At 65.7% G+C, this 23,151-nt stretch carries 18 protein-coding genes and 1 pseudogene; 12 read left to right on the forward strand and 7 right to left on the reverse strand.

All coding sequences use genetic code 11. The annotated features are described in order from the left end of the window. Positions 1-67 precede the first annotated feature (67 nt). From F600_RS26595 to F600_RS26600, 3 genes are all read left to right on the forward strand, one after another. On the forward strand, positions 68-1,249 hold the full coding sequence (locus tag F600_RS26595; RefSeq protein WP_081628678.1) for an AI-2E family transporter: 1,182 nt from the start codon (positions 68-70) through the stop codon (positions 1,247-1,249). 105 nt (positions 1,250-1,354) lie between these two features. After that, positions 1,355-2,026, forward strand: coding sequence for a DUF1707 SHOCT-like domain-containing protein (locus F600_RS0102750; RefSeq protein WP_018159057.1), 672 nt, complete (start codon positions 1,355-1,357; stop codon positions 2,024-2,026). Between the two features lie 57 nt (positions 2,027-2,083). After that, the gene (locus tag F600_RS26600) at positions 2,084-3,919 is read left to right on the forward strand and encodes a DUF2339 domain-containing protein (RefSeq protein ID WP_018159058.1); all 1,836 of its coding nucleotides are present in this window, start codon (positions 2,084-2,086) and stop codon (positions 3,917-3,919) included. Between the two features lie 155 nt (positions 3,920-4,074). Here F600_RS26600 and F600_RS26605 read toward each other — a convergent pair. The 4 genes and pseudogenes from F600_RS26605 to F600_RS0102775 all read right to left on the reverse strand — a co-directional run. Continuing rightward, a pseudogene (locus tag F600_RS26605) lies at positions 4,075-6,258 on the reverse strand (MMPL family transporter); the annotation flags it as partial. Continuing rightward, entirely contained in the window at positions 6,258-6,986 is a 729-nt protein-coding gene (locus F600_RS0102765) for an NYN domain-containing protein (protein WP_018159060.1), read from the reverse strand. The pseudogene F600_RS26605 and the gene F600_RS0102765, both read right to left, overlap by 1 nt. Further along, entirely contained in the window at positions 6,983-7,759 is a 777-nt protein-coding gene (gene trmB / locus F600_RS0102770) for a tRNA (guanosine(46)-N7)-methyltransferase TrmB (protein ID WP_026306097.1), read from the reverse strand. The genes F600_RS0102765 and trmB overlap by 4 nt, the downstream gene beginning before the upstream one ends. 60 nt (positions 7,760-7,819) lie before the next feature. Beyond that, positions 7,820-8,599 carry a universal stress protein gene (locus F600_RS0102775; RefSeq protein WP_018159062.1) on the reverse strand — a complete coding sequence of 260 codons (780 nt, stop codon included), beginning with the start codon at positions 8,597-8,599 and terminating at the stop codon, positions 7,820-7,822. 207 nt (positions 8,600-8,806) lie between these two features. Here F600_RS0102775 and F600_RS0102780 point away from each other — a divergent pair, with 207 nt between their 5' ends. From F600_RS0102780 to F600_RS0102805, 6 genes are all read left to right on the forward strand, one after another. Then, positions 8,807-10,240: a DUF445 domain-containing protein gene (locus tag F600_RS0102780; protein ID WP_018159063.1), complete on the forward strand. Its 1,434-nt coding sequence runs from the start codon at positions 8,807-8,809 to the stop codon at positions 10,238-10,240. A gap of 6 nt (positions 10,241-10,246) precedes the next feature. Then, positions 10,247-11,209, forward strand: a complete 963-nt coding sequence (locus F600_RS32255; RefSeq protein WP_018159064.1) for an Abi-alpha family protein — start codon at positions 10,247-10,249, stop codon at positions 11,207-11,209. Between the two features lie 21 nt (positions 11,210-11,230). Further along, complete coding sequence (locus F600_RS31460; RefSeq protein WP_026306098.1) at positions 11,231-12,157, forward strand: hypothetical protein; 927 nt, start codon at positions 11,231-11,233, stop codon at positions 12,155-12,157. Further along, positions 12,154-13,515 (forward strand): hypothetical protein, encoded by a 1,362-nt coding sequence (locus F600_RS0102795; protein ID WP_018159066.1) that lies wholly within the window; start codon positions 12,154-12,156, stop codon positions 13,513-13,515. The genes F600_RS31460 and F600_RS0102795 overlap by 4 nt, the downstream gene beginning before the upstream one ends. Before the next feature lie 13 nt (positions 13,516-13,528). Continuing rightward, on the forward strand, positions 13,529-13,855 hold the full coding sequence (locus F600_RS26615) for a DUF6802 family protein (RefSeq protein WP_018159067.1): 327 nt from the start codon (positions 13,529-13,531) through the stop codon (positions 13,853-13,855). Positions 13,856-14,029: 174 nt separating this feature from the next. After that, positions 14,030-15,838, forward strand: coding sequence for a phosphoenolpyruvate carboxykinase (GTP) (locus F600_RS0102805; RefSeq protein WP_018159068.1), 1,809 nt, complete (start codon positions 14,030-14,032; stop codon positions 15,836-15,838). A gap of 66 nt (positions 15,839-15,904) precedes the next feature. Here the strand turns inward: F600_RS0102805 and F600_RS0102810 are convergent, their stop codons facing one another. Further along, a complete protein-coding gene (locus F600_RS0102810) occupies positions 15,905-16,678 on the reverse strand; it encodes a class I SAM-dependent methyltransferase (RefSeq protein WP_026306099.1) in 774 nt (257 codons plus the stop codon). 142 nt (positions 16,679-16,820) lie between these two features. Between F600_RS0102810 and F600_RS0102815 the strand changes: the two genes are divergently transcribed. Further along, positions 16,821-18,002 (forward strand): glycosyltransferase family 4 protein, encoded by a 1,182-nt coding sequence (locus F600_RS0102815; protein ID WP_018159070.1) that lies wholly within the window; start codon positions 16,821-16,823, stop codon positions 18,000-18,002. Here the strand turns inward: F600_RS0102815 and F600_RS26620 are convergent. Beyond that, on the reverse strand, positions 17,931-19,619 hold the full coding sequence (locus F600_RS26620; protein WP_018159071.1) for an MmpA family trehalose lipid delivery protein: 1,689 nt from the start codon (positions 19,617-19,619) through the stop codon (positions 17,931-17,933). The genes F600_RS0102815 and F600_RS26620 overlap by 72 nt on opposite strands. A 142-nt stretch (positions 19,620-19,761) precedes the next feature. On the opposite strand from F600_RS26620, the gene F600_RS0102825 reads away from it, so the two are divergent. Both F600_RS0102825 and F600_RS0102830 read left to right on the forward strand, forming a co-directional pair. Further along, complete coding sequence (locus tag F600_RS0102825) at positions 19,762-20,688, forward strand: alpha/beta hydrolase (RefSeq protein WP_060934630.1); 927 nt, start codon at positions 19,762-19,764, stop codon at positions 20,686-20,688. 67 nt (positions 20,689-20,755) lie between these two features. Beyond that, entirely contained in the window at positions 20,756-21,997 is a 1,242-nt protein-coding gene (locus F600_RS0102830; protein WP_018159073.1) for a lipopolysaccharide biosynthesis protein, read from the forward strand. On the opposite strand, the gene pgfA is transcribed toward F600_RS0102830, so the two are convergent. Further along, a complete protein-coding gene (pgfA, locus tag F600_RS26625) occupies positions 21,957-23,111 on the reverse strand; it encodes a cell envelope lipid trafficking protein PgfA (protein WP_081628680.1) in 1,155 nt (384 codons plus the stop codon). The two genes, F600_RS0102830 and pgfA, sit on opposite strands and share 41 nt — an antisense overlap. Between the last annotated feature and the right edge of the window lie 40 nt (positions 23,112-23,151).

Below are 23,151 nucleotides of genomic sequence, written 5' to 3' on the forward strand. Positions count from 1 at the left end.
ACAATTTATCCCCGGGACGAAAGTCAACGCGGGCGAACCGTGTGGATGGCGGGTTAGGCTCGCAACGATGAGCGACAAAGCTTCTGTACAAACGACTTCCGCAGCCGATGCAGTTCCGCACTCGCTCCGCGTGTCCGCCGAGTGGACGTGGCGCCTGTTGGTGCTGCTCGCAGGCTTCATTGCTCTCTGTTTCATGATTATCCAGCTCCGCACGGTCGTGGTTCCGTTTGCCATCGCGCTCCTCGGCGCAGCGATGCTGGCGCCGTTGGTCGACTGGATGAATCGTTATGGAGTCCCGCGCGGAATCGCGGTCATGGTCTCGATGATCGGAATGATCGGTGCCGTCGCGGGCGTGTTGTCGTTCGTCGTCGAGCAGACGGTCAACAAGTTCCCGGAGCTCGCGGCGCAGTTCAACGCCGGTATCGCGGGCATTACGGATTGGCTCAAGCACAGCCACCTGCCGTTCTCCGAGGAGATCCGGCTCTCCAGTGAGAACGTCAAGAACTTCATCACCGAGCACAGTCAGTCGCTGACCGCCAATGCGATCGCGACCGCCACGGTTCTTACTGAAGCCCTGACCGGGCTCCTGCTGGCGACCTTCATCCTCATCTTCCTGCTGTACGACGGCCCCCGCATCTGGGAGTTCGTGACGCGGATCGTGCCGTCCGCATCGCGTCGTCGCGTGCGGCTGGCCGGGATCGCGGGGTTCCGGTCGCTCACCGGATTCGTCCGGGCCACGGTCGCGGTCGCGGCCGTCGATGCGATCGGCATCGGGGTCGGCCTGGGTGTTCTGGGCGTCCCGTTGGCGATTCCGTTGGCGTCGCTGGTGTTCATCGGTGCGTTCATCCCGCTCGTGGGTGCGTTCGTCACCGGCTTCGTCGCGGTGTTCATCGCGCTGGTGACGAAGGGGATCGTGACTGCCGCGATCGTCTTCGGCATCATCGTGGTGGTCATGCAGGTCGAGGGCCACATCTTGCAGCCGATGCTGCTGGGTCGGGCCGTCGCGATCCACCCGCTGGCCGTGGTCCTGTCGATCACGACCGGAATCGTGCTCGCCGGAATCTCCGGTGGTCTGCTCGCGGTCCCGATCGTCGCGATCCTCAACTCCGCGATCCGGTCGCTGGTCTCGGACGACCCCGTCGAATTCGTCGAAGCGCTGCCGGGTCCGGCGAAGGACACGCCGATCCCGGTCTCCGAGGTCCCGGTTGCCCCGGCCGAGCCGAAGAGCGCGTCGGAGGCGGACAAATAGATCCCACGCGGATCCTGATATCGCGGTGGCGCTGGGCGCCACTTGGATATCAGGATCGCGAACGGCTGCCCTTCAGCACTGTCTGACCGCCGATATCCTGGTTTCGTGGACGCCAGAGATCTCCGGGTTTCCGATGCCGAGCGCGCGCACGTCGGCGAGGTGCTGCAGCGTGCGGTGGGGCAGGGGATGATCACGCTCTCCGAGTTCACCGAACGCTTCGACACCGCGCTCGCGGCCCGAACCCGCGGCGAACTCAACTCCGTCCTCGTCGACCTGCCCGGTGTTCAGCTCATCGGAGCCGCGCCGCCGCAGCCGGTCCACCAGCCGCTCGCGTTCCCGGTGTATCGACACCCAACCCCGGTCGCCACCGCGCCGAGCTTTCCGCAGCACCTGCCCGGATATGGGCACGAGTTGGGCGGAGTCCGCGCGCGTCTGACCAACATCACGCGGCGCGGGCGATGGTTCGCGCCGCCGACTCTGCACGTGAATTCGTGGCTGAGCGGCGTGACTCTCGATTTCACCTCGGCGCAGATGTCGACGCAGGTCGTCGAGATCGTCGTCGATGACTACCTGAGTTCACTTGTTCTCATCGTGCCGCCGGTCGCGACCGTCGACCTCTCCAACCTCGAACTGATCGGTGGCTCGACCAAGAACAAGACCCGTTCGGGTCCGCCGATGGGTCCGCTGCATCTCGTCGTCCGGGGCCGAACGCGGTTCGGCTCGGTCACCGCAAAACACCCGTTCGGCACCGCATTTCGGCGGGCATTCGGCCGCTGACCGCGTGGCGGGAGTCTGATCTTGTCCGAATCCGGTCGAATGCCGCACTCTGGGTAGATGGACGGAACCCCGCCACCGAATGTCGATCCCGCCCTGCTGGCCCGCCTTGCCGCGGAACTAGACGGCCTGCAACGGCAAGTGGGCGCTTTGAGCCACACGGTCGCGCTGCTGCAGCGCTCCGGTCAGCCTGGCGCGTGGCAGGCCCAGCCCGCCCAGCCGATGCCGCCGCAGATGCCCGCACAACCGATCCAGCCGCTTCCACCCGTGGTGCGCCCGACGATGCCGGGCTACGCGCCGCAGCAGCCCCCGCACCCTCAGCAGCAGTGGCGACCGATGCCGCCGCGGCCGCCCCGCCAGCCGTGGTGGGAGCGAGAGGGAATGGTCAGCCGGGTGCTTGCGGTCGCGGGTGCCGGCGTGACGCTCATCGGTGTCGTGCTCATGGTCGTGTTGGCGGCTCAGGCCGGCTGGTTCGGTCCGGTCGCGCGGGTCATCGCCGGCGCGGTGCTGTCTGGCGTCCTCGTCGCCCTGGCCTTCCGCGTTCATTCCCGCCCGGGTGGCCAGGTCGGCGCGGTCGCGCTCGCGGCCACCGGAATCGCGGGGGCCTACCTCGACGTCATCGCCATCACGTCGATCTACGAGTGGTTCCACCCCGTCGTCGGCCTCGGGATCGCGCTCGCCATCGCAGCCGCCGGTCTGGCGCTCGCGGCCCGCTGGCAAGCGCTCGCGTTGGCCCAGATCGTGATCGTCGGCGTCGCGGTGCTCGCACCGATCATCACCGAGGAACCGAACGCCACGCTCATCGCGTTCCTCACGATCCTGCAGGTCGTGGGGTGGGCGGCGCAGTGGTTCCGCCATTGGCCGACGCTGCACGTCACCCGTACCGCACCGGTCGTTCTCGCCTTGATCGCGGCGATCGGAGTCGATTCGCTTTCCTCGACCATCGATCGCGCCTACCTCGAACTGCCGGGCGCCGCAATGGTGGCGGTCGTCGGGATCGCGACCTCGGCCGCATCGGTCGTGCGCCGACCCCACGACACGCTTGGTGGCGCGATTCTCGGCGTGGCAGCGATCCCGCTGCTGATGGTCGGCGTCCTGTTCGGAACCAGCGCACACATCGCGATTGCCGCGGTCACCGCCGGCGTACTCCTCACCGTGGCGCTCGTGCCGCAGCTGAACTCCGCGGCGCGCGTGTCGGCGCTGGTCGCGGGTGTCCTGGCCGTCGTGGAATTGTGCTTCACCGTGCCCGGCGACGGTGGACCGTCGATCGCGGTCTCACTCGCCGCTCTCAGCTTCCTGGGCGCTTCGGTGTCGCCGAGGGCACGGGCCGCCTACTGGGTCGGTGCGGGGCTGGCACTGTTGAACGTCCTCGTGTTCGTGAGCCTTGCGTCCGTCCAGGAATTGGTCGACGAGCGGGAAGCAGTCATTGGGCTCGGCGGGTACACCGTGGTCGCGAGTGTGCTGCTGATCGCGACGCTCGTCGTGCTCGTGTGGCAGGGCAATCGGCTCGGAATCATCGAACCGCAGCAGCTCCAGGTCATCGGGGTTCTGGCGGCAGTCGCTGGGGTCTTCGCCTTCACGGCGGCGCTCGTGGCCATTGGCGTCAGCGTCGGCGGTTCCGGCGGGTTCACGGTGGGCCACTGCGCCGCAACGGTCTGTTGGATGCTCGCCGCGACGCTCATCCTTTTATATGGGCTCAAGACACCGAGTGCGGCGCACCTGGCACTACTCGTCGGGCTCACCCTCACCGCGGCCGCCGTCGGCAAGCTGTTCCTGTTCGATCTCGCGATGCTCAGCGGTCTGACCCGCGCGATCGCGTTCCTCGCAGTCGGCTTGCTCCTGCTCGGCGCGGGCACGAAGTACGCCCGCGCGTTCGCCGAGCGTCCGGACTCGTAGTCGGTTTTGGCCCAGCCCCTGGTCCATCGGATGCCGCGTTGAGCGCCTGATCAGGCGCACCAAAAGGCAACGCATGCAACGGAAGTCGCAAATGACGCTCGCTGCGGTAATTCATGCACGTGCGCCAGCGCGGACTAAACGGAACTGCTGACCTGGAGTTCCGGAGCATCGTGCGGAATCCGGTCCTCCTCGGGAATCGGTTCCCCGAGCCCGATGCGGCTCTGCATCCGCTTCATCCACTGCGGTGCCCACCAGCAGTCGTCGCCGAGCATCTTCATGACCGCCGGGACGAGGAACATGCGCAGCAGCGTCGCGTCGATGACGAGCGCGGCGATCATGCCGAAGGCGATGTACTTCATCATCACCAGCTGCGAGAACCCGAATGCACCGGTCACGACGATGAGGATCAAGGCGGCGGCGGAGACGATGCGGCTGGTGTTCGCGGTACCGACGCGGACGGCTTCGGCGGTCGGGGCACCGAGCGCGCGCGCCTCGACCATTCGCGACAACAGGAACACCTCGTAGTCAGTCGACAATCCGAAGATGATCGCGATGATCAGCACGAGCACCGGAGACATGATCGGTCCGGGCGTGAAGTTCAGCAGATGCGAACCGTGACCGTCGACGAAGATCCAGGTCAGAATGCCCAGAGTCGAGCCGAGACCCAGCGCGCTCATGAGCACCGCCTTGATGGGCAGTACCAACGATCCGAAGCTCAGGAACATCAGGATCGTGGTCAACGCCGCGACCACGACGAGCATGAGCGGTAGCAGCTTGAGGAGCGCCGTGATGCTGTCGCGCTCGAGGGCCGGCGTGCCGCCGACGTAGACCTTCACACCCTCGGGAACGGCCATGTTCCGCAGGTAGTCGATCGTTTCCTTGACGTCGGTCTTTCCGTCGAGCGTTCCGTTCATGACGAAGACGTTGTTCTTCGTGACGACCGACAGGTCGGACTTGAACTTCTCGCGCAGACCCGGCGCGTGTGACGCCTCGCTCTTGATCGGCCCGATCTGGCTGGGGGACTCGGTGACCACGACGAGCTTGATCGGCTGCGTCGGACGCAGCGGGAACAGTTCGTCGAATTGCTGCTGCGCGATTCGAGTGGGGTTGGTCGGCGGCAGGTACTTCTCGTTGATGCCGCCGAACTTGATGCCGCTCACCGGCATGATCAGTAGCAGCAGGCCCACCACGATCGGCACCGTGATCTTGAGCGGGTGCCGCATGACGGACAGCGTCATCCGACCCCAGATACCGGACTCGACCTCTTCGGCCGTCTTGGTCTTGCGTAGGCGTTTGAAACTCAGTGCGTCGACCTTCTTGCCCAAGACGCTCAGAATCGCCGGGAGGATCGTCAACGCGGTGATCGCGGCGAGGGCGACCGTGGCGATGGCGCCATACGCCACGGACTTGAGGAAGCCCTGCGGGAAGATCAGCAGACCGCCGATCGACGCGATGATCATCGTCGCGGAGAAGATGACCGTCCGGCCGGCCGTCACGATCGTGCGTCGCACCGCGTCTTGGGTGCCGCGACCGCTCGCGATCTCCTCGCGGAATCGACTGACCATGATGAGCGCGTAGTCGATCGCCATACCAAGGCCGAGCAGTGACACGACGGGGGAGACGAACGAGTTCACCTCGGTGAAGTGCGTGATGATGCGGACGATTCCCCACGCACCGAGCACCGCCAGGGCGCCGATGGCCAGCGGCAGCGACGCCGCGACGATGCCGCCGAAGACGAAGAACAGCAGGATGCCGACCGCCGGGATCGCGAGGACCTCCATGCGGTGGATGTCCTCGGCCATCGTGTCGTTGAGTCCGTGCGCAACGGGGAGCAGGCCGGCGAGTTCAACGTCGATGCCGTTGATGTAGAAGACGTCGCTGACCGCCTTGAAGTTGCGGGTCGACTCGGTGTCGTTGCTGCCGTTGATCGCGATCGAGACGAACGCGTGCTTGCGGTCCGCGTCCGCGAGTTGCGTGTTCGACAGCGCGCCGGGGATCTTCCAGTAGCTCGCGTTGATCCGCATGATCTCGGTCGGGTGCTCGCGGACCGCCTTCTCGAGATTGTCGACGATCTTGGCCGCGAACTCCGGGTCATCGACCGTCTTGCCATCCGGCGCGGTGTACAGCGCGATGACATCGGAGTTGTGGTCGCGACCGTATGTCTCGTCGGCCAGTCGGGCGGCGGCCACCGAGTTCGAGCCCGGATCATCCCAGCCGCTCTGGCTCAAGTGGTCGTTCAGTGTCAGGCCATAGCTGCCGAGCGCGAGCAGAATGGTCACCATCGTTCCGATGACCAGATAACGCGCACGGTAGACCAGGCCACCCCAAAGCTCGAACACTACGACGAAGCTCCCTGACGAGTTGGGTCCATACGACTGCTGAGCAGCGCAGACAGCGGACGGAACGGTTGCAACCAGGCGCCTTCTTCAGGCAGCGAGTCCAGACTGACTCGCGGCAGCGGTTCACGGAAGACCCCGGGGATGTCCTCGAGGTCGATGAATTCCAGCTTGTCCGAGATCAGCGCCCATGCGGCGTGCTCCCGGAATCCGATCACAGTGACGTCGATCCCGCGATCCGAGAGCGCCTCTAGGGGCTCCCGGAAGGCCTGGCCGTCGGCCGAGGCCACGATGACCGCCGACAATCCACCGGATGTCGCACGCAGATCGATGTGGGCGAGCATGTCGGAGTCGACGTCGCTGTCTTCGTCGACCTTCGGTTTTGCGAAGACCGCATAACCGACGTTGCGCAGGGCCTCGACCCACGGTCGGATCAGCTCGGCCGTTCCCGGCGCGACGTTGGTGAACACCGTCGCCTCGGGCTCGACCTGACGCTCGAGACGTCGCGAAAGGTCAGCAGTGCGATTGAGGAGCCAGCGCCCGAGCGCGTCGAAGCGCGGTCGGTGGGCGGCGGTCGGACGACCGCCGAGGATCGCACCCAAGCCCATGTCGAGGTTGGGCGCGTCCCAGATCAGCAGGATGCGACCGACTCCGCGGGCGTTCACGAGGGACACCACGGAGGACGCAGCGGACGAACCAGCTACGTCGATGGCCGAACCGGCAGTGGTCATTCCTCGATCTTCTCCCAGATGAACTCCGTGATAGTGGACCCGGCACGTATCCCTTTGATTTCAAATTTGGTTTGTGGCCGTTCCAAGGTCATCGGGGACGGGCCGGAAAGCGGGCCCAATCGGTTTTCCGGGGCGCTCGCCTCGGCGATGAATTCGGCATAATCCGCATGGTCGGTCGCGATGTGCAGGACGCCTCCGGGGCGAAGTTTGTCGACCAGCATGCTGATGGTTTCGGTCTGGAGGAATCGCCGTTTGTGGTGGCGCGCTTTTGGCCACGGGTCGGGAAAGAAAACCCGGAATCCGGTGACCGAGTTGTCCGCGATCATGTGATTGAGCATTTCGGAGGCGTCGCCCTTGAGAATGCGGATATTACTGACGCCGCCATTCTTGATGTGCTTCAGCAATTGTGCGATTCCCGGGCGGTACACCTCGACCGCGACGAGGTTCACCTCGGGCTCGGCCGCCGCCATGGCGGCCGTGGCGGTGCCGGTCCCGGATCCGATCTCGATCACCAAGGGTGCCGATCGACCGAACCAGGCAGTGTCGTCGAGCGGTTCTTCGGAGACGTCGGCACCGAGCACGGGCCACAGTTCGTCCCACGTGCGCTGCTGGGAGTCCTTCAGAGAGCCGTGCCGAGAACGGAAGCTCGTCACCCGACGGTGGTACATCATCGGGTTGTCTTCCAGAGCGGAGCCTGCGGAGCGACCAGAAGGCGCAGCTGACTCGTCCACGGCGGGGTTCTCGGCATCTACCACCGAAACATTGTGACCCATAGCCGCAGGTGGTCCGCGCGGCTATGGGTCACAGTTGGGTTGTGAGCGCCTTTCGGCGAGCTACTTGTCGACGGTCTTGATCAGCAAGAGGTTCGCGTCGCCGTTGTGGACGACGCGGTTGGCGACCGATCCCATCATGCGGGCGAAGCCACTCATGCCACGGTTACCCATGACCATGAGGTCGTACTTCCAGGCTGCGTTGACCAGCGCTTCCGCAGGTCCGACACCGCTCAGGACATCGCGCAGAACCTCGATGCTCGGGTCGGCAGTCCGAATCGCCGACTCGACCTTGTCCAGGATCGCCTCGCCGGCCGCGCGGTCCTTGGCCGCGGTGACGAGGAAGCAGTTCCCCTTGAGCGCGTTGCCGATCTCGTAGCCCTTGCGAACCGCGACGACCGAGGTGTCCGAACCGTCGGTCGTCAGTCCGACGGCACCGAATGCCTGCGGGTTCTGGTGAGCGAACAGGATGTCGATCGGGCTCGAGTGCGACAACGCGTTCGAGACGCTGCCGAACAGGCGCTGGGCGGGGTTTCCGAGTCCACGGGAACCGACGACGAGCAGAGCAGTCGGGTGCTCCTCGGCGATGTCGACGATGACGTCGAAGGGGTTGCCCTCACGTTCGATCGTCGACACGGGCGAGGCCTTGTAGTCGGTGCTCGCGGATGCGGCGCACGACTGGGTGACTGCCTCGGCGTTGGCCTTGCCGTCAGCGTTCTTGTACGCGGTGATGATGATCGCCGGAATGCCCAAGCGATAAGCAATACGCGACCCGATTGCGACCGCGTTGTCCGCAGACTTCGAGCCGTCGGTAGCAATCAATACCTCTGAGTAGGCCGCCATGTGGCCATTCCTCCCCGTTGACGCAGGTGAAGAGCCGAAATCCCGGCACCGATCCCGAAAGTACCAGTGGCCGTGGGGCGCCGGGCCAACTTGAGACGAAAGCTTCAAAGCTCAAACATGGAGTAACGGGACAAGGTAGAACTTAGCGGTGGCCGGCATCACACCCGGCACGTGATCTATGTGCAAGGCGGCACGTGAGGGGCGGCGATGAACCAACTTGCTCTCGAGGGCTTCTTCGGGACGTTCAGCTGGACGGAACAGACCGGGATGCCCCGGTTTGTGATCGACCTGGTCACGGTACCGATCTTCAGCGCGATCGCTGGTCTCATCACCAACTGGACCGGCGTCATCATGCTGTTCGCTCCCGTGCGATTCAGTGGCTTCTACACCCCGGGTGCGAAGACGCTCTTCCCGTTCCTGCCGCGGATTCTTCAGGTCCTACCGATCTGGGCACCGGGCGGAATCGTCGGTTTCCAGGGATTCATCCCGGCCCGCGCGGAGAAGATGGCCAGCCTTTGCTGTGACAAGGCTCTCCTCAAGCTCGGAAACGTCAAGGACTTCTTCCAGGAGCTCGACCCGGCGAGTATTGCGGCCAATGTCACTGTCATCGCCAAGGGCAACCTGCGCGAGATGATGGAAGAGGTCATGGTCACGCAGCACCCGCAGCTGTGGAAGGACCTCTCGCCGCAGATGCGCGAGACGCTCTACAACCGCCTCGAGGCGGACCTGCCGGCCATCGTCGACCGCACGTTCGACCAGATCGCCGACAAGATCGACCAGCTCGTCGACGCAAAGCTCATGACCGTCGGTTACCTGCGCAAGAACCCTGAGGTTCTCAAGGACATCATCTACGGCCTTGGTGCGCCGGAGCTGAAGTTCATGGTCAAGATCGGTCTGCTCGGTGCCCCGATGGGTCTCGTTCTGGCGCTGTGGCTGTCGTTCATCCACTACTCGAGCGAGCACGCCAAGGAAGGCGTCGAGCATGGTGGTTACTACCTGAACCTCGAGTTCCTCGGCTTCTTCAACAGCTGGTTGCACTTCTTCCCGATGTGGCTGTGGGTGCTTCTCGGCGCCGCCCTCATCGGAATCATCGTCAACATCATCGCGATCAAGGTCGTGTTCTTCCCGGGTATCCCGCAGCCGCGCTACAAGTACATCTGGAAGCAGGCCCTGTTCGCCAAGCGCCAGGACCAGGCCGCTGCCGACTTCGGGCACGCTCTCGCGTACAAGGTCATCACGCTGCAGAACCTGGCCAACGAACTCCTGCACGGCCCGGCCGGTGACAAGACGCAGCAGTTGCTGAAGCACGTCGTGTCCCAGGAGATCGACAAGGTTCTCGGACCGATGAAGGCTGCTGTCCGTGTCGCCGTCGGTGGCAAGGAAATGGACAGCCTCATGGAAGGTGCGGGTGCGCAGGCCATCAGCTTCGCGCCGAACCTCGCGGCCGACCTCGAGTTCAACAAGAGGCAGGCGCAGAAACTCGACGAGTTCATGACTCAGAAGCTGCGGGACCTCCCGCCGGACGAGTTCATGGACATGCTTTACTCGGCAATCGAGCAGGACGCCTGGTTGCTGTATGCACACGGCGGTCTTCTCGGAATCGTTGTCGGTGCTGTTCACATCGCGATCTTTGGAGCGTGACGCAAAATGACCCACGCAGTGCCGGAAGGCGACGACATCAGCTCTGAGGCTCTCGCCCCGAGCGAGGCGCCTCCGAAGGCGACGTCCGCGACGGCTGCCGAATCCCCCGCGGCTCCTTCGGGTGGCGCCGGCGGCTTCGTCGGCGACCTCGCGCGAAGTGCTTCCGGAAGCCCGAGTGACGCAGCCGGCCTGGCCCGGTTGGCCAGCACCGGCTTCATGAAGGCGATGTCCGGCTTCGCCAAGGGATCGCTCGAGCAGGCGGCGACCGCGGCTCGCCAGATCAGCGAGGGCGCGCCCGTCACGCAGGTCATCGACCAGCAGATCGAGTCGGCGCGCCACAGCGCGGCGTCCTTCATGGGTCTCGAAGATGCCGCCGGACGCCGGATCATCAAGGGCACCAGCCGCAAGGAGCTTCGTGCTCGCGGCACGGCGCTGATCAACCAGTCCTGGAACGCGGCGGTTCAGCCGAAGGATCAGCACCCGGCGTTCTCTCGCATTCTCGACGAGATCACTCACGACGAGGCGCGGGTCATCCGCTTCCTCGCCGCCTGTGGGTCGCAGCCGGTGGTCGACGTCCGGACCAAGACGCCGTTCGGTGTCGGCTCCGAGCGGGTGGCCGGCGGTATCAGCATGATCTGTGAGATGTCGGGCTGCCTCTACCCCGAGCGCGACCACGTCTACTTCGCGAACCTCAACCGTCTGGGCCTGCTGCGCTTCTCGGAGGAGCCGGTCGCGGACTTCCGTCGGTACTCGCTCATCGAGTGCCAGCCGCGATGCATGGAGGCGATGGCCAAGACCAACAAGGCGACGACCGTCTACCGGTCGATCTACTTGTCGCTGTTCGGCTACCAGTTCGCCGACATGTGCTTCGAGATGGAAGGCTACGACGCCGGCGGTTGGAAGGACAACGACCGCGGTGACCGCATCATCGGTAAGGGCATCCCTGAGTTGAAGGTCAAGCACCACTAATTCCACACGCAAAGCCGGGCAGTGTCACTGAATCACGCTGTTGCCCGGCTTTTGCATGTCCTGGATGAGTCGGCCGCCGGGCACGCCGCGCACGCTCGACGCCTGTGGGAGGCGGTGTCGGCGCCGCTGCGGATTCAGTTGCTCGGCCGTCCGTGGGCCGGGGTTTCGACCATCTCGGCGCTGCTGTCGGCGGACGGATTCGCGGTCGTCGACGGCCCGGCCGACTGCACGCTCTACGTTCTGCCTGGTTCATTGCGACCGGTCGATCGTGCGGCGATCGAGAAGCTGTCGAATCCGCTGGTCGTCCTGAATAAGGCCGACGCGGTATCGCCCGATCCGGCAGTGGTGCAACAGGTGTCCGCAGCGGTGGCCTACACGCTCCACACCACAGTCCTGCCGCTGACGGCTCACATCGCGCGCGCGGACGTGAGTGTTGCGCAGTTCGCACACCTGCGGAAGCTCGCCTCCGCCGCCGACGCCGGTGCCCAGGTTGCGACGATCGTGTTCGGCGATTCACCGGTTCGGGAGTGGGGACCGCCGGCCGTCGCGGTCGCGGTGAGCGCACTGCGGCTGACCCCCGATCTCGATCCCCAGGGTGTGCAGAGGGTGCTCGAGGCGTTCAGCGGGATCGGTGACCTTCGGGTCGCGATTCACGAACGGGCGGCGTCGGCGACGAGCGCACAGAGTGGCGCATTTCTCGACCTGCTCGATCGTTGTGCCGCGGAGTCGTCGGCTCGCGACGAGGTGGAGGACTTCCTCGCCGGACCGACCGCGGGTGAGCTCGCGCTGCGCGCCGCGGGCTGGAGAGGTGAGTCGGTCGCGGAGCTGCGGTCGAGGGCGAACCTCGGCACGGCGAGTGAGCGGCGGGTCGCCATTCGCGCCGAGCGGGCGCTCGCGCGTCGATCGACGGAATGGGCGAGCGAACCGGCGGGAGGGATTCGACCATGACCGTGGAGCTGTCCGATCTCCTCGCGCGCTGGCACCCCCAGGGCCTGGCTCGCCTCGCCGGGGCGGGCACCCAGCGGCTTGTCACCGTGCGTGGGCCGGCGGGGGCGGGTGCATCGATCCTCGGGGCCGAGCTCAACGAGGTCGAGGGCATCGACTGCACGGAAGCGGCCGCCGATGTCGTCGTGTGCGTCGTCGACGCCGCCGCACCGATCACCGAGGACGAGCTCGCCGACCTCGACGGGCTGGCTGCCGGCGGGCAGTCGATTGTCGTCGCGGTCAACAAGATCGATGTGCACCCGGAGTGGAAATCGTCGCTTGCGGCCACCGCAGCGCGCGTCGCCCGCGTCGACCCCCGGATTCCCGTCGTGGGCGTATCCGCCCTGCTCGCCCAGTTGGGGCGACAAACCACCACCGACCTGCCCAGCGGGTTGGCCGGCGTGGTGCAGGAGATCGCGACCGCCGCGTCGCTCGCCGGGGACCGGGTGCTTCCGGTCGTCGTCGCGGAGGCGATTGCGAATGTCGAGCGGGAACTCGGACGCATCCAGGAGATCGAGTCGGGCCTGCGTGGGCGCCGAATCGACCTCGTCGGGCAGCGCGATGGTGGCCGTGCCTCGGTGCTGGCGGCCGCGAAGGCCAGGATCCAGCTCGCCCGAGTCGGGCTGCTGCACGACGTCAACGACGCCATCCGCGGTGCCGGGCAACGGCTTCGGCACCGGATTGACAGCGCGAGCGCAAAGGAATTGCGCAATGGCGAGCAGTTGGCGTCCGAATGTGCCGCCGAACTGCTGGCGGAGGTACATCGACGGGCGCATGCGCGGCTAGCTCCGTTCGGCGCTCGCGACCTCGACCTGTCGACGGTTCGCATGCCAGAACCGCCGCACGGCCGGAATCGGGGTGCCGAGGACGGCCTGATGGTGGTGTTGGGCGCCTCTGCCGGGTTCGGTATCGGTCGGCTGGCCGTCGCGCCACTGTCGCTGGTGCCTGCCGCGGACATCGCATCGATGCCGGTGGCGCTCGGGCTCGGCGGGGCGGTCGCGTGGTGGTTCGTCCGAATGCGATCCCTCGGCGCGGACCGAGTGCACGTTCGGGCCTGGGCGAACGATGCCTTGGCGTCGATGAAGTCGCAGCTCGAGCAGATTGTTCACGCTCGACTGGTGGAGCTCGAAACGACCCTGGCGAGCGAGGCGATGGCGTCGAGCACCAGGCAGGCAGTGGCGGTCGACCAGGAGTTGACGCAGGTTGAATCCGAGCTCCGGCGACAGCTTCCATTGCTGTCCGAACGTCGAGCGCAGCTCACGAAGGATCTCGCGGCGCTGCGCCAAGCGGGATCCGGAAGTTGCATGCTTCCCGAGAGCTAGGGAAAATCGCGACATGCCCGCCGAAGAGTTCCTCAATCCGACTTCGCACGACGATGCGATCGCGTCGGCAATCGGCGATGGATATCTCGACGCCGGCCCCCTCGACATGGATCACGCGACGATCGATGTCGACGGTGACGGAATTCTCGATACGGTCGTCGGTTCGCTTCATACCGGCCACGAAGCGGCGATGTTCGTGGCGACGGATACCGACCAGGATGGCACCGCCGATACCCTCAAGATCGTCGGCGGCAACGGTGAGTTCTCGTCTTTCGAATATGAGGCGGATGCCACAGGACACCGTTGGCAAGAGGTCGACCGGGGTAAACTCGCAGAGTAACCGCGCCATTCCCGCAATCGGGAATCGGCGCGGTTGAAATCAATCACAAAGTTGTGCCGTGGTCGGATGCTGTAAATAGATCGCTCAGGGTTACTCTCCACAGAGTTAACCCGGTGTCGTTCAAGCGGAGTTTCCGCACCGTCCTTCCGCGCCACGAAAGTGTAGGAGAGTTTCATGACCTCAGCGACCGTCCAAACACCACCGACGCAGCACGCTGAGCTGCTCGCCTGGGTCCAGGAAGTCGCTGAACTGACCCAACCGGACGCGATCGTCTGGTCGGACGGCTCGGACGACGAGTGGGAGCGCATGACGGCGAAGCTCGTCGCTGCGGGCACCTTCCAGAAGCTCAACGAGGAGAAGAAGCCGAACTCGTACCTGGCGCTGTCGGACCCGTCGGACGTCGCCCGTGTCGAGTCGCGCACGTACATCTGCTCCGAGCGCGAAGAGGACGCCGGCCCGACCAACAACTGGGTCGCTCCGGACGAGATGCGCGCCACGATGACTCCGCTGTACCGCGGCTGCATGAAGGGCCGCACGATGTACGTCGTGCCGTTCTGCATGGGCCCGCTGGGTGCGGATGACCCGAAGCTCGGCGTCGAGATCACCGACTCGGAATACGTCGTCGTCTCGATGCGCGTGATGACCCGTGCGGGTACGGCTGCCCTCGAGGCACTCGGCACCGACCGTCCGTTCGTCAAGGCACTGCACTCGGTCGGCGCTCCGCTCGCCGACGGTCAGGCCGACGTCCCGTGGCCGTGCAACGACACGAAGTACATCACCCACTTCCCGGAGACCCGCGAGATCTGGAGCTACGGCTCGGGCTACGGCGGAAACGCGCTCCTCGGCAAGAAGTGCTACTCGCTGCGAATCGCCTCGGCGATGGCGCATGACGAGGGCTGGCTCGCCGAGCACATGCTGATCCTCAAGCTCATCTCGCCGGAGAACAAGAACTACTACATCGCGGCGGCGTTCCCGTCGGCGTGCGGTAAGACCAACCTCGCGATGATCCAGCCGACCGTTCCGGGCTGGCGTGCCGAGACCCTCGGTGACGACATCGCGTGGATGCGCTTCGGCAAGGACGGACGTCTCTACGCCGTCAACCCGGAGTTCGGATTCTTCGGTGTGGCACCGGGAACCAACCACAGCTCGAACCCGAACGCGATGGCGACCATCGACGCCGGCAACACCGTCTACACCAACGTGGCGAAGACTGACGACGGTGACGTCTGGTGGGAGGACCTCGAAGGCACGCCGCAGCACCTGATCGACTGGCTCGGCAATGACTGGACGCCGGAGTCGGGCACGAAGGCAGCGCACCCGAACTCGCGTTACTGCACCCCGATGTCGCAGTGCCCGACGCTCGCTCCCGAGTGGGATGACCCGCAGGGTGTGCCGATCTCGGCAATCCTGTTCGGTGGCCGTCGCAAGACCACGGTTCCGCTCGTCAACGAGTCGCTGAGCTGGCAACACGGCGTCTTCATGGGCGCCACCATGAGCTCGGAGCAGACGGCCGCCGCCGAAGGCCAGGTCGGCTCGGTCCGCCGCGACCCGATGGCGATGATCCCGTTCCTCGGCTACCACGTGGGTGACTACATCAACCACTGGATCAACATCGGCAAGAACGCCGACGAGAGCAAGCTGCCGAAGATCTTCTACGTCAACTGGTTCCGTCGTGGCGACGACGGTCGCTTCCTGTGGCCTGGCTTCGGTGAGAACAGCCGCGTCCTCGAGTGGATCGCCGGCCGTATCGAAGGCACCGCCGCCGGCGAGACGACCCCGATCGGAACCGTCCCGACCGCTTCGCAGATCGACCTCGATGGCCTCGATGTCGACCCGGCCGACGTCGACGCCGCGCTCGCGGTCAACGTCGAGGACTGGAAGGGCGAGATCCCCCTCATCGAGGAGTGGTTCGAGTTCATCGGCGACAAGCTGCCTTCGGGCATCCGCGACGAGTTCGAGGCACTCAAGCAGCGCCTGGGCTAAGCCTCTGGACGATTGTGGGCACTTCGCCGTACTCAGTACGGTCGAGTGCCCACGTTCCGTTCGTGGCTACCGTTTCGGGCGCAGGACCAGCACGAGGTTCGCGGTCATCAGCTCACGCAAGACCGGCACCTTAACGACCCACCAAGCCCACGACGGGTTGTACCGGGGGAACGCGGCCACCAGTTCCGCACCCTCGAAACCCCGCGCCCACTTGAGCCCAGACTTCACCGACATCGGGAACAACGATTCCCCGTACCGGTTCTTCGGCTCCTTGCCCATCTTCCGTGCATAGCGGCGGGCGGCGAACTCACCGCCGAAGTAGTGCCACCGTCCGGTTTCGTGCCCGCCGAACGGCGACAGCCACACGGTGTACGAGTAGACGACGAGGCCATCGTCCTTGGTCACTCGAACCATTTCTTCGGCCATATCCCACGGATTCGGGACGTGCTCGGCGACGTTCGACGACAGGCACACGTCGACGGTCGAGTCGGCGAAGGGCAGCTCGAGTCCTGACCCCTGCACCCGGATTCCGGGGGAATCTGCCGCTTTTTCGAGCTCTCCGCGGTCGGGTTCGATAACGATGTACGACGCTCCGGCGGCGGTGAACTGTTCGGCGAAATAGCCCGGCCCACCGCCGACATCGACGATCTTGCGGCCAGTCAGGCCGTTCCCGGAGCCGTCGAGGTAGAGGTCCGCGCACATCGCCGCGGTGTCTTCGGCAAGGGCTCCGTAGAAGATATGCGGTTGCGGCTGTTCGTATTTGAACTTCGCCAGCAAACCGAAGGAGCGGCGAAGAGTGGCCCGGCGGGCGAACGTCTGCGTCCTCGATCGATTTCTCACGTCACGACCCTAGCGCGTGTCACACGCTGGCCCGATCCGGCGATGAACTACTGAGGAGACGCTGAGGGCGGCCTGCGCTTGAGCTGAGCCGCGCAATCACCCCGCTATCCTGGGAAGTCGATCGACCCTGAGGAGCCCGGCTGTGCGCGAAGTTCTACTTCTGTGCTGGCGCGACTCCACGCATCCACAGGGCGGTGGCAGCGAGCGATACCTCGAAGAAGTTGGCACTCGGCTGGCCGCCCGCGGCATCAAAGTCACTCTGCGCACTGCGCATCATCCGGGTGCCGCCCGGCGCGAAGTCCGGGACGGCATCACGATCATCCGCTCGGGCGGACGGTTCACGGTCTACGTCTTTGCCATGGTTGCGCTCGTCCTCGGGCGCTTCGGCCTCGGATCGATGCGGGACGTTCGACCGGACGCGATCATCGACACCCAAAACGGAATGCCCTTCTTCGCACGTTTGGTGACCCGAGTGCCGGTCACGGTTCTCGTCCATCACGGCCACCGGGAGCAGTGGCCGGTCGCCGGCCGTCTCGTGGGCCGAATCGGGTGGTTCATCGAGTCAGTGCTCTCGCCACGGGCCCACCGGACGTCGCAGTACCTCACGGTGTCGCTGCCGTCGGCCGAGGAACTGACCGCGCTCGGCGTCGAAGCGAGCCGGATCGCGGTGGTGCGCAACGGCATCGAAGCCATTCCCGCGGGTGTTCCGGTCAGCGACCCGACGGCGGAACCGACGATCTGCGTCCTTTCGCGACTCGTACCGCACAAGCAGATCGAGGATGCACTTCGCCTCGTTGGGCGCATTCGCTACCAGGTCCCGGGCGTCCGGCTCGACGTCATCGGCGACGGTTGGTGGTCGCCGAATCTGCACGAATACGCACACTCCATCGGCGTCGCCGATCGCGTGCGGTTCCACGGTCATGTGTCCGAGGAACGCAAGCACGAACTCCTCTCGCAGGCGTGGTTGCACGTGATGCCCTCCCGCAAGGAGGGCTGGGGCCTCGCCGTCATCGAGGCAGCTCAGCACGAGGTTCCGACTATCGGGTATCGCTCGTCGCGCGGTCTAACGGACTCGATCATCGACGGCGTCACCGGAATCCTCGCCGACGATCACGACCATTTGTGTGCCGCGGCCGTCGATCTGCTGCGCGATGACACATTGCGCGAGTCGATGGGCCGTAAGGCGGCGTTGCGCAGTGACGAGTTCTCATGGGACGCGTGCACGGACGGGGTCACCGCCGTCCTCGAGGCGTCAATCGCCGGGTCGCCCGTGAGTGGACTGGTGAGCGCGGCCGAGGACGAATCCAACTATCAGTCCGCCTGAGGACACCAGCAGCAATAGCGCCCATACGAGATGGGCTGCGATGGCGCTCGTGCGGTGCGATGGCTCGGCGACGACGTCACCCGAGACCGAGTAGAGGGCAAGTGTGCCGTCGTCGAACTCGCGCGTCATTCGGCTGAGCGTCTGGTTGGAGTCGCCTAGCGGCCCCGGGCTCGACTCGATGAGGACGTAGCGCACGCCTTCGCGCGCTAGTTCAGCCGGTTTTGCGCCGTCAAGCAGTGCCTTTTCGACGCGGATCGCGCGCGTATTCTCCCCGGCGATCACAGTGCGCGTGACGCGCAACTCCCCGGTCTGCAGGACGTTGCGCGGCAGGATCCGAGGCGCTGGATCGAGAACCGGCACCGTCATTCCGGTGAAGATCCGAAACTGCCCGGCGGGCAATACCGCGACATCACCGCTGGGTCCATGTTCGACGATTTGGGCGACCGCATCCCACGAATCCGGCAGACGAACCGGCCGCAGTGCACCGTCAACACCCCAGGCGAGGGGCAGCAGCACAACTATGAGGGCGGCGACCTTCGCGACGGGCGGTATCGGTACCCGCAGTCGCACTCGACAGCCCGCCGCGGCCGCGAGCACGTAGAACGGCACCGCCAAGGCGACGAACTTCTGGGTATCGCGAAGCAGTCCGGCGCCGGGGACGGTGTCGACGATCAGTTTGAGTACCTCGATGCCCCATCCGGTGGCCGCCAGAGCGGGGAGCACGATTGCGACGGCAGCGAGGATCGCCATCCGGCGGGCCACCGCACCCGCCCGCCAGGCCTGCCGAGCGCCGAGCGCCACGACTGCCAGCAGAACAACCGTGCCGACCAGGGCGAGGGGCGTATTGCGCGGGGAGGGGACCGCCTCGGCATTCCAGATGCCGCCGAGTCCGGCGAGGCTGCCGATCGTGCCGAGCCAGGGTTCGGCCCGGGCCGCGAACGCGCCGACGGCGTCGGGATCGGAGCGGACCGCGCCGCCGAACGAGGCGATGATCCACGGACAGTTCGCGACGATCCACACGGCTAGGGCGACGGCCAAGACGCGTCCGCGATCGGCCAGTGCGACCGCGACCGCGATTCCGGCGATGATCCCGCCCGTCGGCGTGAGTGCGGCCGCGGCCAGGCTCAAGGTCAAACCGAACCACGCCGTGCGATCGCGTGCATCGAGCCGAAGCGTGTAGGCGAAGCAGACGCCCCACAGAAGGCCGGCGTAGCCCACGAGCAGGCTCCAGTGCCCCTGTAAGAGGCGTTCGGCGACATAGGGATTCCAGACGGCCACCGTGATGGCCACGAGGCGATGACCGGTACGGAGCCCGGTCAGAACGGTCCGGGCCAGTGCGTCCGCGCCCAGCCCGGCGAACACTAGCGCCGCGAAGATCAGAATCTTGACCACCAGTCCGCCGTCGACAACGGCCGACAGCAGTGCGACCGCGGCATCCTGCGGCACCGCCCGCGGAGCGCCCTGGCTCGCGCCGAGGGCGACGTCAGTCAAGTACGAACGCGGGGTGCTGACGAGGTCGCGGTGGAGGAGGTAGCCCGGTGCGAACATCGGTGCGCAGATGACGGTGGCGAGGGCCAGGCAGTAGGCCGGTGGCAGCCACGCGGGACGTTCGCGCACGCCTCGAGTCTGTCACGGCCGATCGAAGATCACGATCATGAACCGTCATTGATTCAATCCAAAAACTCACGGGTCGCACTGATCACTTGCCTAGTTAGTCTTCTCTGCAGTCTCAGGCCTCCAACGCTCGAAGGATCTGATCGTGAAGTTGTCTCGTCTCTCCGTGCTGCGTCGTCTCGCGACGCCAGTGCTGGCTGTTGCTGCCGCGGTGACCGCGATGGCTGTTGCGCCGGGTCAGGCCCAGGCCTGGCCGGGTTCGGGCGCGGAAACTCACTACATCTATTCGCCGTCGATGGGTCGCGCGATCCAGACCGAGATCTGGCGGAACGCCGGTGGTGGCCCGATCGTCTACCTGCTGAACGGCATGCAGGGTGGAACAGACGGCCTGAGCTGGGGTCGCTCGACGCCCGCCCGGCAGTTCTTCGCCAATAAGCACGTGACCGTTGTCAACGTCATCGACGGCTCGGGCAGCTTCTATGCGAACTGGCGGAGCGACCGCAGCCAGCAGTGGGAAACGTACTTCACCAAGGAACTCCCGCCCGTGCTGAACAAGATGGTCAGCTCGAATGGCAAGTACGGAATCATCGGTCTGTCGCACTCGGGCCTCGGCGCGATGAACATGCTCGGCAAGTACGGGATGTTCCAGGCTGGCGCATCGTTGTCCGGATGCCCGCAGACTGCCGACATCGGAACGACGTTCATGCACGCGGCCGAGGACATGAGCGTGGGCCGCAACATCTTCAACATGTACGGCGGACCGGGCGACCCGTCGTGGGCCTACAACGACCCGACGATGCACCCTGAACGCTTCCGCGGCAAGACGATCTTCCTGACCGCCGCTTCGGGCGTCCCAGGCCCGCCGGACGATGTCGTCACGCCGGGTATGTACGGCGGTCCGGCCGCCGTTGAGGCGATCACCAAGCAGTGCACCCAGAACTTCTCGAACGCACTGAACAGCGCCGGGGTTCGGCACGGGGTCTACTACTACGCCAACGGTGCGCACACCTGGGGCTTGTTCTACAACGAGCTCGTGCGGGCGTGGAGCTACATCTCTCCGCGACTGAGCTGATTTCAAACGACTGACTAGCGAGCCCGGGAACCGATCGGTCCCCGGGCTCGCTGCCTATTGTGGAGAAGTGACTGACCTGGCCGGCGCCTCCCGATCGACCACGGCCGTGGGGCTGACCTTCGTCACCGCCGGGTCGATGATCGCGAACATCGCCGGCTACCTCATGCACGTGACGGCGTCGCGGTGGCTCGGGGTCGATGGGTACAGCGAGTTCGCCGCGCTCCTTGCCGCGCAGCTTGTGCTCGCGGTGCCGGCACTGGCCTTGCAGAACGTCATGGCCCGCGAACGTGTGCGCGGGGTCGATTCCGCGCACCTGCGACTCCTGGCCACCCGGTGCGCTGGGCTCGTCGCCGTGCTCGGGTTGATCGCCGTGCCGGGCGTCGTCGCCGGTTTGCGAGTCGGCGCCGTGGCGGCCTTCGCGGCGCTGCTGACCGCTCCGGTCTACGTGCTGCTCGCCGGTGAGCAGGGGATCATGCAGGGCGAGGGCAGGTTCCGTGAGCTGGGCGGATTCCTGACGCTAGGGGGCGTCCTGCGGGTGGTTCCCGCAGTGGCCATGCTGGCGATCGGTGCGGGTACTTCCGCTGCGCTCCTGGCCGCGGCCGCGGGAACCACGGTGGCGGCCGTCGTGGCACGCCTGTGGAACCGGCGAAGTGAGCGGACCGGCGTGCGGCTGACCGTCGGACTGCAGACGGTGCTCGCCGCCTCGCAGCTGCAACTGGCGATGATCGTGCTGACGTCCCTCGATCTGCTGCTCGCGCGCGGGGTGCTCACCCAGACCGACGCGAGTATCTACGGACTGGGTGCCGTCGCGTCCAAGGTCGCCTTCTGGCTGCCGCAGGCGATATCGATCGTTCTGTATCCGCAGTTCGCGGCCGCCACGGGTTCGGCACGAGCGCTGCGATCGGCGCTGCTGATGCTCACCGGGATCGGGACGCTCGTCGTCGTCGGCATCGCCGTGTGTGCACCGCTGGCACCGATCGTTGCCGGCCGCGACTACCAGCCGGTGACCGGCGTCCTGTGGCTGTTCGCGCTACAGGGCGCCGTGTTGGCGATCGTGCAGTGCGCGCTGACGGCCGCGGTGGCCGTCGAACGCACACATGCCGCACTCGTGGCGTGGTGTGGGCTGGCCATCGAAGCTGCTTTGATCCTCACCATCGCGGACGGGTCGCTCGAGCGCGTCCTGACGATCGCAGCGTCCTGCGCGACGGCCGTTGCTGTGGTGACCGTGGCCGTGGCGATCGCCGAGCATGCACGCCGATCGGCGAAACCTAGCGCGCCGGCGGCGGAGGCGGCGGGAACTGGCCGGTAGGCCGGTTGAACGGGTTCGTCGACCAGGGCGTCTCGGTCGGCAGCTGAGTTGTCTGAGTGGCCTCCGACGCGCTGACGCGCGTCGACCATTCCGGCTCGTCGTCGAACGGCGCAACAGCTTCGTCGTCACCGCCGCCGTCACCATTGCGGACGCGCAGTCCGGCGACGACGAGGGCGGCGATACCACCCAAGGCCAACAGCACGGGCAAGATGCGGCTGTACAGGCTCAGGCGGTCGGAGAAGTCGTTCGCGGTCGACAGCAGCGTCTCGACCGTGCTCTCGTCGAACGTGAGGTTCGCCTTCAGGACCGTCAGCACCGGCTTGCTCGCGCTGCGGGCGTAGAAGTTGTTGATCTTCTCCTCGGCCTTGACGATCGTGCCGGTGCGCGGTTCGACCCACAGGTCACGCTCGTTGGAGTACCACATCGGCAGCGTCACCTTCGTGCTGCCGCCGTCGATGCCCCACTTGTCGGCGCTGAACGTCGCGCTGTTGCTCTTGTCGACAGTGGTGAGGTCGACCGGGTTGATCTTCTGGTGGAAGTGGTAGACGGTCGTGCCGGCGAGGTCGGTTTCCTCGACGAACTGCAGCTCGAACGACTTGCGAGCGGTCAGGTCGAAGTACTGGTACGCCTTCTTCTCGGTGCCGATCGGGAAGCGGTACTGCAGACCGGTGTGCTTGAGTTCCGTCGGCGGCTTGAGGCCGTTGTCCTGGAGCGATCCGACCGGATCGGTCGGGTCGCCGGTGGTGCGGTCGATCGTGACGCGGTCGACGAGGGCGGACAGCAGGCCGGTGTCGCCCTGGCGGTCGGTCCGGCGCATCGTCTGACCACACTGCAACGTCGCCACACTGCTGTCGGCGGGGTCTTCGACGGTGATGAACCGCTGCATGACCAGCGGGACCTTCTTCGACGTGCCCAGGGTTGCCGAGCCTGACGTCGTCCGCGGGTCGACGAGTTCGGCGCCATCGTCATCGGTCGTGGCGACGGTCGTGGCCTCGAGGTCGAGCGGAGTCTTCGCCAACTGCGAGTACGTGAACGTGGGCAGCAGAACCGCGGCGACCAGGAAGAACGCACCCAGCCCGAACAGGATGAGCGTCACCAAGCGCCCACGTGGCATAACTCTGCTCCTCAAATCACGGATATCGACTCGACGGTAT

The sequence above is a fragment of the Smaragdicoccus niigatensis DSM 44881 = NBRC 103563 genome (genome assembly GCF_000380645.1).
In the GTDB taxonomy this organism is placed as follows: Bacteria; Actinomycetota; Actinomycetes; order Mycobacteriales; family Mycobacteriaceae; genus Smaragdicoccus; species Smaragdicoccus niigatensis.